Raw genomic sequence first — 14,530 nt, forward strand, 5'->3', positions numbered from 1 at the left:
CGTGGGTGGGCAACCGACAGCACAGATCGCGCCGGATCCGGTCGCGGGGGCGGACGTCCATCGGCTGGCCCCCGGGCAGGTGGCGGTCCGTCTCGGTGTCGACCCGGCGGCGGGTCTGAGCACGCGCGAGACCGACGAGCGCGCCACGGCCTTCGGACCGAATCGACTGGCCGAACCGGCCCGGCGGCCCGAATGGCTCAAGTTCCTGGATCAGTTCCGCAACTGGCTGATCGGCATCCTGCTGATCGCCGCCGTGGTGGCCGGGGCCATCGGCGACATCAAGGACGCCGTGGTGATCACCGTCGTCCTGCAGATCAACGCCGTACTGGGCTATCTCCAGGAGCGGCGCGCCGAGCGCAGCCTGGAGGCGCTGCGCCGGATGCTCGTACCCACCGCCCGCGTCCGCCGCGACGGCGCGGAACGGGTGGTCGAGGCCCATACCCTCGTACCCGGCGACATCGTCCTGCTGGAGGCCGGCGACCGCGTCCCCGCCGACGGGCGGCTCACTGTCGCGGAGTCGGTGGAGGTCGCCGAGGCGGCCCTGACCGGAGAGTCACAGCCGGTCACCAAGAGCACCACGGCCGTCGAGGCCACGGCCACCGGCCCGGTGCCGCTCGCCGAGCGCAGCAGCATGCTGTTCATGAACACCGCGGTGACCCGGGGCCGTGCCGAGATGATCGTCACGGCCACCGGTATGCGGACCGAACTCGGCGCGATCGCCGAGGCGTTGCGCACCGGCGCCGAACCGGCCAGCCCGCTCCAGATCCAACTGGACAGCCTCGGCCGCCGGCTCGCGCTGCTGAGCGGCGTCGCGGTCGTCGCCTACGCGCTCGTCGCCCTGATCCGCGGCGAGGGACTGGCGGACATCGCCCTGCGGGCCGTGGCTCTCGCCGTCGCCGCGATCCCTGAAGGGCTGCCCGCCGTTCTGGCCCTGACGCTCGCGCTCGGCGTGTACCGCATGGCCCGGCGTGGCGCCATCGTCAAACGCCTGGCCTCGGTGGAGTCCCTCGGCTCGGCGACCGTCGTGTGCAGCGACAAGACCGGCACCCTGACACTCAACGAGATGACCGTACGGGCCCTTTGGGTTGGCGGAAGGCTCTACGAGGTGACCGGCGAGGGCTACGGCACCCAGGGCACCGTGCGCGGCGCCGAGGGACGGGCCGACCGACTCCTGTCCGCGGTCCTGCCGTTCGCCCTCTGCAACGACGCTCACCTGACCGACGAAGGCTTCGTGGGCGATCCCACAGAGGCCGCACTGGTCGTCCTGGCAGCCAAGACCGGCGTCGATGCCGACGGGCTGCGGGCCGAGCTGCCGCGCACCGGCGAGCTGCCCTTCGACGCGGTCACCAAGTACATGGCCACTTTCCACACCGAATCCGACGGCCGCACATGCGTCCACGTCAAGGGAGCGGTGGACGTCCTGCTGGGCCTGTGCACCGACGTACGGACGGACGACGGCGTGCGCACCCTGGACGACGGGCAGCGGGGCGAGATCGAAGCCGTGTGCGCACGGCTCGGCGGAGCGGGACTGCGCGTCCTCGGCGCCGCCACCGCCCTGGTGGACGGCACGCCGGACCCCTCCGTGCTGCCGGGGCTCACCCTCGTCTCCATCGCCGGGATCGCCGATCCGCCGCGTCCCCAGGCACGGGACGCGATGGCGCTGTGCCGCTCGGCGGGCGTCGCGGTGAAGATGATCACCGGTGACCACGCCGCCACCGCCACGGCCATCGCCCGTGAGCTCGACATGGACGGAGAGGTGGTGACCGGTGCCGAGCTGGACCGGATGTCGGAGGACGAACTCGCCGCGCGCATCGACGACATCGGCGTGTTCGCGCGGGTCGCCCCGGAGCACAAGGTGCTGATCGTGCGAGCCCTGTCCAGCCGTGGCCACATCGTCGCCATGACCGGCGACGGCGTGAACGACGCGGCGGCGCTGCGGGCCGCCCACATCGGCGTGGCGATGGGGCGCACCGGCACGGACGTGGCCAAGGAGGCCGCCGACGTGGTCCTCACCGACGACGACTTCTCCACGATCGTGCGGGCCGTGCGCGAGGGACGGGCGATCTACGCCAACATCGTCAAATTCGTCCGCTTCCAGCTGGCCACCAATGTCGGCGCCATCCTGACCCTGCTGGGCGCCACCCTCGCGGGCCTGCCCGCCCCCCTGACGGCGGCCCAGCTGCTGTGGGTCAACATCATCATGGACGGCCCGCCCGCCATGGCGCTGGCCGTCGACCCCGCCCGCGACGACGTGATGCGCCATCCGCCGCGCGACCCGGCGGAGCGGATCCTGGACGCCCGCCGCCTGCTGGCCATCACCCGGGCCGGCGCGGTCATGGCGCTGGGCACGGTGGTACTGCTGGCCATCGCCCGCGAACAGGTCGACACGGACACCGCGCTGACCATGGCGTTCACGACGTTCGTCCTGTTCCAGCTGTTCAACGCCCTCAACGCCCGCGCCGACGACGGACCTCTGCTCGGCCGCCACCAGTTCCGCAACCGGACGCTGTGGCTGTGCCTGGCCGGGGTGCTGGCGGTGCAGGTCGTCGCCGTCCATCTGCCGTGGGCGCGCAGCGTGTTCGGTACGGTGCCGCTCGATGCGGGGCAGTGGGCGGTGTGCTTGGGGACGGCATCCACGGTCCTGCTGGTGGAGCTGGGTGTGCGTGGGGTGCGGCGGCTCGCTCGGTCGGGGGAACGGTGAAGCGGCAGGGTCTGCTGCTCGGCACCAGTGGCTCAGCCCCCCTGTTCAGCGAGGAGTCGGCAGTACGCCGTCCTCCAGCGCCTGCGATGCCGTACGCCGCGGTGTCGGCGGACCCATCGGGCCGTAGCCCAGGCGGATCACCATCTGGGCATGGGCCCGCCGGTCGTCGCCCGGCGCGGACACGAGCTGCGCTCGCAGGTCGGGCCACTCCAGCGCCTGATGCAGCAGTGACGCCCGGACGCCGTGGGCAGTGGCCACCAGCAGGGCGCGTTCCAGCGCCTGCCCGGCGCGCAGCCAGTCCGCGCGCCGGTCGTGCGCGGTGGACAGCACCGCGATCGTCGGCCGGGCCTCGAAGGGGCGGGCGGTCAGGGCGGCGCGGTGGCAGTGGGCGGCGAAGTCCCGCATGGGGATGTGGTCGCGGTAGTCCTGCGCTCCGGCGGCCCCCGGCGGTATGCCGAGCCCGGTGTGGTCCGGTTCCCGGACCCAGCGGCGGCTCTCCGCGGACCGGTCCGGGTCGGCCGTGGTGCGCTGCTCCCCCTCCCACGTCAGCCGCAGCAGCCGGTCGGCGGCGTCGGGCCCGGGGCGGCCGAGCACGGCACCCTCGGTGTGAGCGGCCTCGGCGAGCTCGGCCAGTACGGAGCCGGGGAGCGGCCGCTCGGAGAACGGCAGCCGGCTGCTGCGCCGGTGCCACAGGGCGTCGTACAGCCGAGGGACCGCCGAGGAGCGGGCCGGGCCGCCCAGCCGTACGGTCGCGAGCAGGCCGGGTTCGTCAGGGCGGGGCAGCAGCCGGGTCACCGGCTCCCGGCCGAAGTGCGCCACAGCGATACGGAGATTGAACAGCGCGCAGCCCACGGACATGTGCAGGGCGCGCCCCGACGGGTCGGTATGGCGCAGGCCGCGCTCGGCCGCCGCCCGGATCTCCAGCGTGCCGCCGTCCGGGTCGAGGCGGAACCACCACGGCTGGGTGTTGTGGATCGAGGGCGCGGCCGAAGCCGCCGAGACGAGCGTCTCCAAGGTCGGGACGCCGGGGACCGTCGTGGGCATGAGGGCTCCTCCCCGCCCCGAACCGAAAGGACGGTGGGGCAGCTGGATGACCCTCCCCAGGGTGGCCCGTGCGGCGCGTGCCGGGGCATGGGCCGTACGGCCCGGCAGGGCGCCGGAGGGCCCAACGGCCCGCTGGGCGGCCTCGGTTCGTGCGGGGACGGTTCAACGGCCCGCCGAACGTTGCCGGTTCGGCTCGACGTGCGGGCGTGCGGTACAGCCGCGGCTCCGTCACTGCGCCGGACGTTCACCCGTCGGCTCGGGCTGCTCCAGGTGCGTGGCGAGCACGGCGGCCTGGACGCGTCGCTGGACGCCCAGCTTGGCCAGTAGCCGGGAGATGTGGTTCTTGACCGTCTTCTCCGACAGGTACAGCTTCTGGCCGATCTCGCGGTTGGTGAGCCCGTCCCCGATCAGCGCGAGGATCTCCCGCTCGCGCGGGGACAGCCCCGCGAGCTCCGGAGCCTCGGCCGGTGCCTCGGCGGGTTCGGCGCGCAGCGAGCGCATCAGCCGGGCTGTCGTCGCGGGGTCGAGCATGGACTGCCCCGAGGCGACGGTCCGCACCGCCGACACCAGGTCCGACCCGCGGATCTGCTTGAGCACATAGCCGGACGCACCAGCCATGATCGCGTCGAGCAGGGCGTCCTCGTCGTCGAACGACGTCAGCATCAGACAGGCCAGCTCCGGCATCCGGTTGCGCAGCTCGCGGCAGACGGTGATGCCGTCACCGTCCGGGAGACGTACGTCCAGCACGGCCACGTGCGGGCGGACAGCCGGAGCCCGGACCAGCGCGTGCTCGACGTTCTCGGCGTCACCGACGACAGAGATGTCCGGCTCGGCGTCCAGCAGGTCGGAGAGCCCGCGCCGGACGACTTCGTGGTCGTCCAGCAGGAAGACGCGGATCGGGTCCTGTGCGGTGAAGGTGCGTGCCTCGGTCATCTGGACCCCTGCTTCCCCGGGTGTGACGGACCGGCGGGCCGTCCTGACGACGATCATCACGCGCCCGGGCCTCTGCCACTAGGGCCGGTCGGCCCAACTCGTCGCGTCTTCCATTCTGCCTCTCAGGGGGCGTGCCGCACGGGGAGCGTCCGGCGCGCAAACGGTGCGTCGATCCCGCGGAACGTGGTTGAAGATCTTGGCGGGCAGCTGCCTCACGCCGTCGAGGTGTCCTGCCCGTCCAGCTCGAACACCACGTCCACAACCCCCTCCACCGCCCGCACCAGCCGCGCCGCCACCGGTACCAGTGACGTGTCCCGGATCCTGCCGCCCAGGCGTACGACGCCGTCGAGGACCTCGACCCGTACTGCCGATCCGGGAACCGGGAAGAGATGCGCCACGACCTCCCGTCGTACCTCCTCCGCGATCTCCTCGTCGTCCCGGAGGAACACCTTCAGTAGGTCGACCCGGCTGACGACACCTTCCAGGCGTCCGTCCCCGTCGACCACGGGAAGGCGCTTGACCCTGGCCCGCACCATGGTCCGGGCGGCCTGGGCGAGCGTCGCGTCGGCGGTGACCGTGAGCGCGGGGCGGGTCATCAGCTCGCCCGCGGTCACCGAACCGGCCTTCGCCAGGTCGGACAGCCGGCGCAGCTGCGTGTACCGGTCGGGGTCGCTGTCGCGGAACTCCTCCTTGGGCAGCAGATCGGCCTCGGAGACGACCCCGAGGACCCGGCCTCCGCCGTCCACCACGGGCAGCGCGCTGACCCCGCGGTCCTGCAGGGTCCGCACGATGTCCTTGAACGCGGCGTCGCGGCCGACGACGGCCACGTCACGCGTCATCACGTCACGCACGATGTGCGGGGATTCGGGCACGATGACTCCTCGAACTCCTCGAACGATTCGGTCCGTGCGGCGCGGGCCCGGGCGCGGTCAGCGCCGGGTCCCGCTGCCGTACGGGGCGTACAGGTCCAGCAACCGGACACGGGCCGCCTGCAACCGGTGGGCCACGACCTCGCCCACCCACCGGGCGATGCTCCGGCCGAACTCGGGGTCGCTCTGGCACATCCCCCGCACCGCGGTGGCGTCGAACTCGTACGCCCGCAGCGGCGAGGACGCCTCCGCTCCCAGGTGCCAGACGTGCGGCGGATACAGCCAGGACCAGCCGAGAAGTTCGTTGTGGCCGAGCGAGTCGATGACGGCGGCCTGGCGGCCGGGCACACGCATGTCGAGGTCGACCGTACCGGTCCGGATGATCCAGAACCGGTCGGCGTGCCCGCCCTCCTCGAAGAGCCGGGCGCCCTGCGGGAACGAGACCTCCCGGGCGATCCGCAGCAGCCGTTCCCGGTGCTCGGCAGGCAGCGTCCGCGGCATGCTTGTCGATGCGGGTGCGTTCATGGGGTGCCTCCAGGTCGGGCGTACGGAGCTACCACCTCCAGCGTGAGCGCGTGCGACTGCCAGGGCCATGGGCCACCCGGCCCCAGGACCGGGCCACCCGGCGGCCCGCAGGAGCCCTTCGGCACCCTGTGCGGCCGGGCGGTCCGTCGTTCGATGATGGAGGCGGGGGAGCCACTCGGCGCAGCTGGCACGGAGAGAGCAGATGCCACGGAGAGAGGCGAGGAGAGGGGCGGAAACCATGCGCATCGTCGTCACCCTCGGCGGCAACGCGTTGCTGCACCGCGGCGAGCGCCCCGACGCGGACATCCAGCGCACCAACATCGTCCGCGTCGCCACCGCGATCGCCGCCCTGGCCCACGACCACGAACTCGTCCTCACGCACGGCAGCGCACCCCAGCTCGACCTCCTCGCCGCCCAGAGCACGGCCGACGCGGCCCTCACCGCCCCCTACCCGCTGGATCTGCTCGGCGCCCAGACCCAGGGCATGATCGGCACCCTCCTGGTGTGCACCCTGCGCGACGTGCTGCCCGGACGCAGGGTCGTCACGCTCGTCACGCACACCCGGGTACGCGTCGACGACCCCGCCTTCGAAGATCCCACAGAGCTGGTGGGCCCCATCTACCCCGAGAAGCCGGCGCGGTACCTGGTGGCGAAGTACGGCTGGCACATGGCCGAGGACCGGCACGGCTGGCGGCGCGTGGTTCCCGCGCCCTCGCCCGAGCGGATCCTGGAGGCCGACACCGTCCGGGCGCTCGTGGAGACGGGGACCGTGGTGGTGTGCGCGGGCGGTGGAGGTGTCCCCGTCGTCGCCGACTGGGCCACCGGAGCCCTGCACGGTGTGGAGGCCGTCGTTGACAAGGACCTGGCGGCCGCCCGGCTGGCCGAGGACCTGAAGGCGGACTTCCTGCTCGTGCTGACCGACGTCCCGAACGTCTACGCCGACTACGGCACTCCCGAGCAGCGGCCCGTCCTCGACGCCACGCCCGCCGAACTGCGCGGCGCCCTCCCCCACTGCCTGAAAGGCGTGGGAGGTGCCCCCATCCCCGACGACTCGATGGGCCCGAAGGCCGAAGCCGCCGCCCGTTTCGTCGAGAACACCGGCCAACTGGCCGCGATCGGAGCGCTGGACGCGGCGTACGAGATCGTGCATGGTCGCTCCGGCACTCTCGTACGGCCCGATCTGCCGGTGGCCTGACACCCGGTCACTGCTCGCCGCACCACTTCCGGTACGCGGCCACGGCCGTCGGCAATGTCGGGAAGATCAGCCTCCGGCCCACCGACTCCACGAGCCCGTACGCCTCCAGATCGTCCAGCAGGTCCTGCTTCACACGGGCCAGCGCGAAGACGATGCCGCGCCGGTTCAGCTCGCGGCGCAGGCCGTCCACCGCGTCCAGAGCGGTGACGTCCACTTCCACGTTCGCCTCGGTGTTGAGGACGAACCAGCGGACCGGACCGGGGCAGCACCCGGGCCGCCAGGCACAGCAGGCCGACCGTCACGGCGAGGGTGGCGGCAAGTGCGGCGTAACGGTCGGGGTCAGCACCGGCCAGAGGGGCCACGACTGTCGCTGTCATCAGCGCGGTCGTCGACTCGGGGCCGACCGACAAGAGCCGGGAGGAGCCCAGCAGGGCGTACAGACCGAGGGCCGGCAGGATCGCCCACAGCCCGGCGACCGGCGGCAGCCCGGCCACACCCGCGTACGCCATCACCTGCGGCACGAGATACGCGGCCACCGTGACACCGGCGAGCAGATCGCCGCGCAGCCACGAGCGGTGGTAGCCGGCCAGGACGGCGCCCCCGGGGGCCAGTCGGCGGATCGCGGGCAACAGACGGTGCCGCCCCGGGGCGTGCCCGCCCGAGCCGTGGGACATCGGGTTCCTTTCTCCGACTGCCTGCAGGATCCGTCGCGACCGGCCCGACCGCCTCGACCGGCACGTGCGCGTGTCCAGGCTCGGTGGCCGACAGGGCCCGAAGAAGGGGCCATTCAGCCCCATGGGCACCGACCTTCGGCATCCGGCGACGGCATGTCCGCGCCACGAGAGTGGACGGTGTCAACAACGAATCCGTCCCGAGGGGGATGTAGGCCATGGCAACTCACGATCAACCGCACCGGCACCTGGGATTCCGTCTCCCGTCCCTGCGCAAGGCCCGGACGGCCGAGACGGTGGCCGACGCCACGGCGACGAGCGCCTATGTCTTCGCCGGGCTGCGTCTGCTGACCGGGTTCATCTTCCTGTGGGCATTCCTCGACAAGACGTTCGGCTTCGGGTACGCCACCCAGTCCGGCAACGGCTGGATCGACGGTGGCTCGCCCACCAAGGGCTTCCTCAGTGGGGTCGCGGCCGGTCCGATGGAGTCGACCTTCCACGACTGGGCCGGGGACGCCTGGGCGGACTGGCTGTTCATGCTCGGCCTGCTCGGCATCGGTGTGGCGCTGATGCTCGGCATCGGCCTGCGCCTGGCAGCGATCGCGGGCACGTTGATGATGGCGTTGATGTGGATTGCGGAGTGGCCGCCCGCCAAGCACCTCTCCGACGGCTCGCCGAGCATGTCGACCAACCCGTTCGCCGAGTACCACGTCGTGTACGCGGTCGTCCTGATCGCTCTGGCCGCCGTTGGCGCCGGCGCGGTCTGGGGACTCGGCAAGGCATGGGCCCGGCTGCCGTTCGTCATCCGCAACCCCTGGCTGCGGTGAACCCGGGGGCCGTTGGGGCCGGTCGGTCCCGGCCGGGGACCAGCGGCCCCTGCAGCAGCGACACGCCAGGCCCGACGCTGATGGCAGATCCCCGATCAGGAGGCAGAACCATGGTCCGCACTGTTGTCGCAGGATTCGACGGCTCGTCCGAAAGCCGGGCCGCGGCCGAGTGGGCGGCCCGCGAGGCGAAACTGCGCGGCCTGCCGTTGAAGATCGTCCATGTCTGGGAGCCCGTTCCGGGACCCATGGCCCAGGCCCCGCTGCTCGGCGCCGAGACCCAGCAGCACTGGAGCGAGCGAAGCGAGATGGGGGTACCCCCGGCCGAAGGCTGGGGGAGGGTGCCGCGCGAGGCAGCCGAGGGGATCAGGCTGCGTCACCCCGGCGTCGAGGTGACCACCGAGCACCTGACGGGAGGATCGGCCGACACCCTGGTCAAGGCAGCCGCGGACGCGGAACTGCTGGTCCTCGGCTCCCGCGGACTCAGCGGGTTCGGCGGCTTCATGGTCGGCTCGGTCGGCCTCTCCGTCGTGGCGCACGCCGAGCGGCCCGTCGTCCTCGTCCGCGCCGGTGAACAGGCCGCCGACGAGCACGAGCCGGACCCGGTGGGCATCCCGTCGGCCGCCACGCCGTACCGCCCCGTTCTCCTCGGCCTCGACGCGGCGAGCCCCGCCGACTCGGTGATCGAGTTCGCCTTCGAGGAGGCCGCCCGCCGCAAGACAGGCCTGCGGGTGATCCACGGCTGGAACCTGCCCCCGTACTACGTCTACGGACTCTCTGCCGACGCACAGCTGCACGACGAGATCGCTCGGCAGCAGTCCGCCGTCCTGGCGGAAGCCCTGCGACCCTGGCGCCAGAAGTACCCAAGCGTCGAGGTCACCGAGGAGACCCCGTCCGGCAGCCCCGGCATCCGGTTGGTGGACGCCTCCCGCGAGGCCTCCCTGGTCGTCGTCGGCCGTCGCGTCCGCCGCAGCCCGTTCGGCGCCCACATCGGTCCCGTTGCCCACGCCGTCCTGCACCATGCCACGGCCCCCGTCGCGGTCGTTGCCCACGACTGACCCCAATCCCCGTGTGAGGAGTTGCCCCCATGAAGGCAGCGGTCGTACGAGCCTTCGGTGAGCCCTTGGTCATCGAGGACCGCCCCGATCCCGAGCCCGGCCCCGGCCAGGTCCGCATCCGGGTCGAGGCCTCCGGGCTGTGCCACACCGACATCCACGCCGCCCACGGCGACTGGCCCGTCAGGCCCAACCCGCCGTTCGTGCCCGGACACGAGGGCGTCGGCCTCGTCGAGAAGCTCGGTGACGGCGTCACTCACCTGAGCGTCGGCCAGCGGGTCGCCGTGCCGTGGCTGGGGAAGGCGTGCGGGCGGTGCGAGCACTGTCTGTCCGGCTGGGAGACGCTGTGCGAGCAGCAGATCAATACCGGTTACGGCTGCGACGGCGGCTACGCCGAGAAGATGCTGGCCTGGGCCGACTTCGCGCAGCTGGTGCCAGAGGGCGTCACCGCCGTCGATGCCGCCCCGCTGACCTGCGCCGGTGTGACCACGTACAAGGCGCTCAAGGTCGCCGACGTGCGGCCCACGCAGCTCGTCGCGATCTCCGGGATCGGCGGGCTCGGTCACCTGGCCGTGCAGTACGCGAAGATCGCAGGAGCCACCGTCGCCGCCATCGACGTCACCGACGACAAGCTCGAACTCGCCGCCGAGCTCGGAGCCGACCTCACCATCGACGCCCGCAAGCACGACGTCGGCGAGGTGCTCAAGCGGTACGGCGGCGCCCACGCGGCCATCGCCCTCGCGGTGAACGAGGACGCCTTCGCAGCGGTCAACGCCGGGCTGCGGCGCGGCGGCAAGCTCGTCATGGTCGCTCTGCCCGCCCACGGCACCGTCCAGGTCCCGATCTTCGACACGGTCCTGAACGGGACGAGCGTGATCGGCTCGATCGTCGGCACCCGGCAGGACCTCGCCGAGGTCTTCCAGCTGCATGCGGCCGGCCGCACCCGAGTCATCTGCGAGACCCGCCCGCTGGCCTCCGTCAACGAGTCCATCGACGACGTGCTGCGCGGCCAGGTCAAGGCACGGATCGTCTTCGACCTCGGTGCGGGGCGGTGAGGGCGATGGACCTGCCGATCGTCGTCGGGGTGGACGGCTCCGAGCCCAGCCTGCGGGCCGTCGACTGGGCGGCCGACGAGGCCGCGCTGCGAGGCGTGCCGCTATGGGTGCTGTACGCCTCCCTCTGGGAGCGCTATGAGGGTGCCGCGCTGGCCAAGGACCTCGGCAAGCCCTCCGCGCAGGCGCTGCCCCAGGAGATCACCGGCGCCGCCACCCGACGGGCTCAATCCCGGCACCCCGATCTGAAGGTGACGGCCGATGTGGTGTTCGAAGAGCCCGAGTACGCCCTGGTACGGGAGAGCCGGAACGCCTCTGTGCTGGTCGTCGGCAACCGCGGCCGCAGTGGTCTCGTATCGGCATTGCTCGGCTCCGTCAGCCTGTCGGTCGCCGCGCACGCCCACTGCCCGGTGATCGTTCTGCGCGGCTGCCACAACAACCAGGCCACGCCCCCGGTCCACGGACGCGTCGTCATGGGCGTCGGCGAGGAGGCCGAGGACTCGGCGGCCGTGCGCTTCGCCTACGAGGAGGCGCGGCGCCGCCAGGTCCCCCTGGAAGCGGTACGGGCCTGGCGGTGCCCCGCGCACGAGACGACCGACCACCCGCTGCTGGCCGACGCACCCGCCCGGCTGCACGAGCAGCACGCCGAGGAGACCCTTTCGGCGGCACTGCACGACGCCCCGGCGGACGTGGAGCTGCACCGCCGTACTGTCGAGGGCCACGCCCGCCGCGTGCTGGTGGACGCCTCGATCGGCGCCGACCTCCTGATCGTCGGCGCCAAGCGCCGCACCGGACACCTCGGGCTCCAGCTCGGCCGCGTCGCCCACGCGGCACTGCACCACTCCGCCTGCCCGGTCGCCGTCGTACCGCAGCCGACGTGAGCGCCGTGCCCGGCTCGGAGAGTCGCCGCGTGGTCCGGGTGCGATTGCGCCCGGTCGGCTTCGGCAGGCCGCGACACGTGGCACCGGAGGGTTGAGGTGTTCGGTGACCCGTTTGATGATGCCGCCTTTGCCCTCCGCGTCCCGCCCCTCGAAGATGAAGAAGAGGCGCGGAGCGCCCTCCGCGCGCCCCCACTCCTGCGGTTACGCCAACTCCGTCTGCAGGCAGAGCAGTTCGTTCTCGTACGTCTTGCGCCGCGGCCCCTCGGCCTTCCTGCCGGCCATGGGGCCTCCCACCGCCCGTCGACCCCCGTCGGCGACGCACTCGACGACTTTCGGAGTCACCGATGCCCGAGCTCGAGCACCAGGACAGCACCCTTCTGACCGACGACGAGCTGCGCACCCTGGACGCCCACTGGCGGGCCGCCAATTATCTGGCCGCCGGACAGATCTATCTGCTGGCCAACCCGCTGTTGCGGGAGCCGTTGAGGGCGGAGCACATCAAGCCGCGGCTGCTCGGCCACTGGGGCACTTCGCCCGGCCTGAACCTCGTGTACACCCACCTCAACCGCGTGATCAAGGCGCGTGGGCTGGACGCGCTGTGCGTGTGGGGTCCTGGTCACGGCGGCCCGTCCGTGGTCGCCAACTCCTGGCTGGAGGGGTCGTACAGCGAGACGTACCCGGACGTCGGCAGGGACGCGGCCGGCATGGGGCGGCTGTTCCGGCAGTTCTCCTTCCCCGGCGGTGTGCCGAGCCATGTGGCGCTGGAGACGCCGGGGTCGATCCACGAGGGCGGTGAGCTCGGGTATGCGCTGTCGCACGCCTACGGCGCCGCCTTCGACAACCCGAACCTTCTGGTCGCCTGCGTGATCGGCGACGGTGAGGCGGAGACGGGGCCGCTGGCCGCCTCCTGGCACTCCAACAAGTTCCTCGACCCGGTTCACGACGGCGCCGTGCTGCCGATCCTGCACCTCAACGGCTACAAGATCGCCAACCCGACCGTGCTGGCCCGCCTGCCCGAGCACGAACTCGACGCCCTGTTGCGCGGCTACGGCCACGAACCCCTCCATGTCACAGGCGACGACCCGGCCACCGTTCACCGTGCCATGGCCCGGGCCCTGGACGACGCGCTCGACCGGATCGCGCTGCTCCAGCGCACCGCCCGTGAGGAGGGCATCGGGGAGCGCGCGCACTGGCCCGTGATCGTCCTGCGTACCCCCAAGGGCTGGACCGGCCCCGCCGAGGTGGACGGCGTGCCCGTCGAGGGCACCTGGCGCGCCCACCAGGTCCCGCTCGCCGGTGTTCGTGAAAACCCGGAGCACCTGCGGCAGTTGGAGGCCTGGCTGCGCTCGTACCGTCCCGAGGAGCTGTTCGACGCGGACGGCCGACCTGTCGCCGATGTCCTGGCCTGCGTCCCCGAGAGCGCGAGGAGGCTCGGCGCCACCCCGCACGCCAACGGAGGCCTGCTCGTGCGCGAGCTGCCGCTGCCGTCCCTCGACCGCTTCGCGGTGCCGGTCGACAAGCCCGGCACGTCCCTGCACGAGCCGACCCGGATCCTTGGGGACCTTCTGGCGCAGGTCATGAAGGACACCGGCGCCCGCCGGGACTTCCGCGTCGTCGGCCCGGACGAGACCGCCTCCAACCGGCTCCAGGCCGTTTTCGACGCCAGCGGCAAGGCATGGCAGGCGCAGACCCTTCCGGTCGACGAGCATCTGGACCGGCACGGCAGGGTGCTGGAGATCCTCTCCGAACACACCTGCCAGGGCTGGCTGGAGGGCTATCTCCTCACCGGCCGGCACGGGCTGTTCTCCTGCTACGAGGCGTTCGTGCACATCGTCGACTCGATGGTCAACCAGCACATCAAGTGGCTGAAGACCTCCAGGGAGCTGCCGTGGCGCGCCCCCATCGCCTCCCTCAACTACCTGCTGACCTCGCACGTGTGGCGCCAGGACCACAACGGCTTCTCCCACCAGGACCCCGGCTTCGTCGACCACGTCCTCAACAAGAGCCCGGACGTCGTACGGGTGTATCTGCCGCCGGACGCCAACACGCTCCTCTCCGTCGCCGACCACGCCCTGCGCAGCCGTGACTACGTCAACGTGATCGTGGCCGGCAAGCAGCCCTGCTTCGACTGGCTGTCCATGGAGGCCGCCCGCGCCCACTGCGCGCGCGGAGCCGGTATCTGGGACTGGGCCGGCACGGAGAACGGCGGCGAACCGGACGTCGTCCTCGCCTGCGCGGGTGACGTGCCCACCCAGGAGGTGCTGGCCGCCGCCCTGCTGCTGCGCCGCCACCTGCCGGAGCTGGCGGTCCGGGTGGTGAACGTCGTCGACATGACGCGACTGATGCCGCGCGAAGAGCATCCGCATGGCATGAGCGACTTCGAATACGATGGCCTGTTCACGAAGGACAAGCCGGTGATCTTCGCGTACCACGGCTACCCGTGGCTGATCCACCGGCTCGCCTACCGCCGCACCGGCCACCCGAACCTGCACGTGCGCGGTTACAAGGAGTCCGGCACCACGACCACGCCGTTCGACATGGTCGTCCGCAACGACCTGGACCGCTACCGCCTGGTCATGGACGTCATCGACCGCGTCCCCGGCCTCGCCGTCCGAGCTGCCGCCGTACGGCAGTCGATGGCCGACGCCCGCACCCGCCACCACGCCTGGATCCGCGAGCACGGCACCGACCTGCCCGAGATCGCGGAGTGGGCCTGGACCGCCTGACCGGGCCCTGGTCCCGGCGGGCCCAGCATGGCTGATGCCCCTGCGCCGACGGGT

At 72.1% G+C, this 14,530-nt stretch carries 12 protein-coding genes and 2 pseudogenes; 7 read left to right on the plus strand and 7 right to left on the minus strand.

Annotation, left to right across the window (positions count from 1 at the left end; all coding sequences use genetic code 11):
* Position 1 precedes the first annotated feature (1 nt).
* Entirely contained in the window at positions 2 to 2,701 is a 2,700-nt protein-coding gene (locus PBV52_RS47825) for an HAD-IC family P-type ATPase (RefSeq protein ID WP_274248212.1), read from the plus strand.
* Between the two features lie 45 nt (positions 2,702 to 2,746).
* On the opposite strand, the gene PBV52_RS47830 is transcribed toward PBV52_RS47825, so the two are convergent.
* The 4 genes from PBV52_RS47830 to PBV52_RS47845 all read right to left on the minus strand — a co-directional run bounded on the left by PBV52_RS47830 (position 2,747) and on the right by PBV52_RS47845 (position 6,072).
* The gene (locus PBV52_RS47830; RefSeq protein WP_274248214.1) at positions 2,747 to 3,745 is read right to left on the minus strand and encodes a hypothetical protein; all 999 of its coding nucleotides are present in this window, start codon (positions 3,743 to 3,745) and stop codon (positions 2,747 to 2,749) included.
* A gap of 228 nt (positions 3,746 to 3,973) precedes the next feature.
* Entirely contained in the window at positions 3,974 to 4,678 is a 705-nt protein-coding gene (locus PBV52_RS47835; RefSeq protein ID WP_274248216.1) for a response regulator transcription factor, read from the minus strand.
* 212 nt (positions 4,679 to 4,890) lie between these two features.
* Positions 4,891 to 5,550: a CBS domain-containing protein gene (locus tag PBV52_RS47840; RefSeq protein ID WP_274248218.1), complete on the minus strand. Its 660-nt coding sequence runs from the start codon at positions 5,548 to 5,550 to the stop codon at positions 4,891 to 4,893.
* A gap of 57 nt (positions 5,551 to 5,607) precedes the next feature.
* A complete protein-coding gene (locus PBV52_RS47845) occupies positions 5,608 to 6,072 on the minus strand; it encodes a Crp/Fnr family transcriptional regulator (protein ID WP_274248220.1) in 465 nt (154 codons plus the stop codon).
* 238 nt (positions 6,073 to 6,310) lie between these two features.
* Between PBV52_RS47845 and PBV52_RS47850 the strand changes: the two genes are divergently transcribed.
* Positions 6,311 to 7,267 (plus strand): carbamate kinase, encoded by a 957-nt coding sequence (locus tag PBV52_RS47850; RefSeq protein ID WP_274248222.1) that lies wholly within the window; start codon positions 6,311 to 6,313, stop codon positions 7,265 to 7,267.
* A 7-nt stretch (positions 7,268 to 7,274) separates the two neighbouring features.
* On the opposite strand, the gene PBV52_RS47855 is transcribed toward PBV52_RS47850, so the two are convergent.
* Together PBV52_RS47855 and PBV52_RS51515 are read right to left on the minus strand one after the other, a co-directional pair.
* Positions 7,275 to 7,487: an STAS domain-containing protein gene (locus PBV52_RS47855; RefSeq protein WP_274248224.1), complete on the minus strand. Its 213-nt coding sequence runs from the start codon at positions 7,485 to 7,487 to the stop codon at positions 7,275 to 7,277.
* A 52-nt stretch (positions 7,488 to 7,539) separates the two neighbouring features.
* Positions 7,540 to 7,941, minus strand: a pseudogene (locus PBV52_RS51515) (SulP family inorganic anion transporter); the annotation flags it as partial.
* A gap of 215 nt (positions 7,942 to 8,156) precedes the next feature.
* On the opposite strand from PBV52_RS51515, the gene PBV52_RS47865 reads away from it, so the two are divergent.
* The 4 genes from PBV52_RS47865 to PBV52_RS47880 all read left to right on the plus strand — a co-directional run bounded on the left by PBV52_RS47865 (position 8,157) and on the right by PBV52_RS47880 (position 11,750).
* Positions 8,157 to 8,765, plus strand: a complete 609-nt coding sequence (locus tag PBV52_RS47865; RefSeq protein WP_274248226.1) for a hypothetical protein — start codon at positions 8,157 to 8,159, stop codon at positions 8,763 to 8,765.
* Between the two features lie 110 nt (positions 8,766 to 8,875).
* On the plus strand, positions 8,876 to 9,820 hold the full coding sequence (locus PBV52_RS47870) for a universal stress protein (RefSeq protein WP_274248228.1): 945 nt from the start codon (positions 8,876 to 8,878) through the stop codon (positions 9,818 to 9,820).
* 29 nt (positions 9,821 to 9,849) lie between these two features.
* Positions 9,850 to 10,872 (plus strand): zinc-dependent alcohol dehydrogenase, encoded by a 1,023-nt coding sequence (locus tag PBV52_RS47875; protein WP_274248230.1) that lies wholly within the window; start codon positions 9,850 to 9,852, stop codon positions 10,870 to 10,872.
* A 5-nt stretch (positions 10,873 to 10,877) separates the two neighbouring features.
* On the plus strand, positions 10,878 to 11,750 hold the full coding sequence (locus PBV52_RS47880) for a universal stress protein (RefSeq protein ID WP_274248232.1): 873 nt from the start codon (positions 10,878 to 10,880) through the stop codon (positions 11,748 to 11,750).
* Between the two features lie 34 nt (positions 11,751 to 11,784).
* Here PBV52_RS47880 and PBV52_RS47885 read toward each other — a convergent pair.
* Positions 11,785 to 12,032: pseudogene (locus PBV52_RS47885) on the minus strand (polyphosphate kinase 2); the annotation flags it as partial.
* Positions 12,033 to 12,094: 62 nt separating this feature from the next.
* Between PBV52_RS47885 and PBV52_RS47890 the strand changes: the two are divergent.
* Positions 12,095 to 14,476 carry a phosphoketolase gene (locus PBV52_RS47890; RefSeq protein WP_274248233.1) on the plus strand — a complete coding sequence of 794 codons (2,382 nt, stop codon included), beginning with the start codon at positions 12,095 to 12,097 and terminating at the stop codon, positions 14,474 to 14,476.
* The last annotated feature ends 54 nt before the right edge of the window (positions 14,477 to 14,530 follow it).

The organism is Streptomyces sp. T12, assembly GCF_028736035.1.
Lineage (GTDB): Bacteria > Actinomycetota > Actinomycetes > Streptomycetales > Streptomycetaceae > Streptomyces.

Excerpts from the sequence above, each read along its gene's own strand:
- PBV52_RS47830 (WP_274248214.1), bottom strand. The coding sequence starts at position 3,745 with ATGCCCACGACGGTCCCCGGCGTCCCGACCTTGGAGACGCTCGTCTCG.
- PBV52_RS47835 (WP_274248216.1), bottom strand. The coding sequence starts at position 4,678 with ATGACCGAGGCACGCACCTTCACCGCACAGGACCCGATCCGCGTCTTC.
- PBV52_RS47845 (WP_274248220.1), bottom strand. The coding sequence starts at position 6,072 with ATGAACGCACCCGCATCGACAAGCATGCCGCGGACGCTGCCTGCCGAG.
- PBV52_RS47850 (WP_274248222.1), top strand. The coding sequence starts at position 6,311 with ATGCGCATCGTCGTCACCCTCGGCGGCAACGCGTTGCTGCACCGCGGC.
- PBV52_RS47865 (WP_274248226.1), top strand. The coding sequence starts at position 8,157 with ATGGCAACTCACGATCAACCGCACCGGCACCTGGGATTCCGTCTCCCG.
- PBV52_RS47870 (WP_274248228.1), top strand. The coding sequence starts at position 8,876 with ATGGTCCGCACTGTTGTCGCAGGATTCGACGGCTCGTCCGAAAGCCGG.
- PBV52_RS47875 (WP_274248230.1), top strand. The coding sequence starts at position 9,850 with ATGAAGGCAGCGGTCGTACGAGCCTTCGGTGAGCCCTTGGTCATCGAG.
- PBV52_RS47880 (WP_274248232.1), top strand. The coding sequence starts at position 10,878 with ATGGACCTGCCGATCGTCGTCGGGGTGGACGGCTCCGAGCCCAGCCTG.
- PBV52_RS47890 (WP_274248233.1), top strand. The coding sequence starts at position 12,095 with ATGCCCGAGCTCGAGCACCAGGACAGCACCCTTCTGACCGACGACGAG.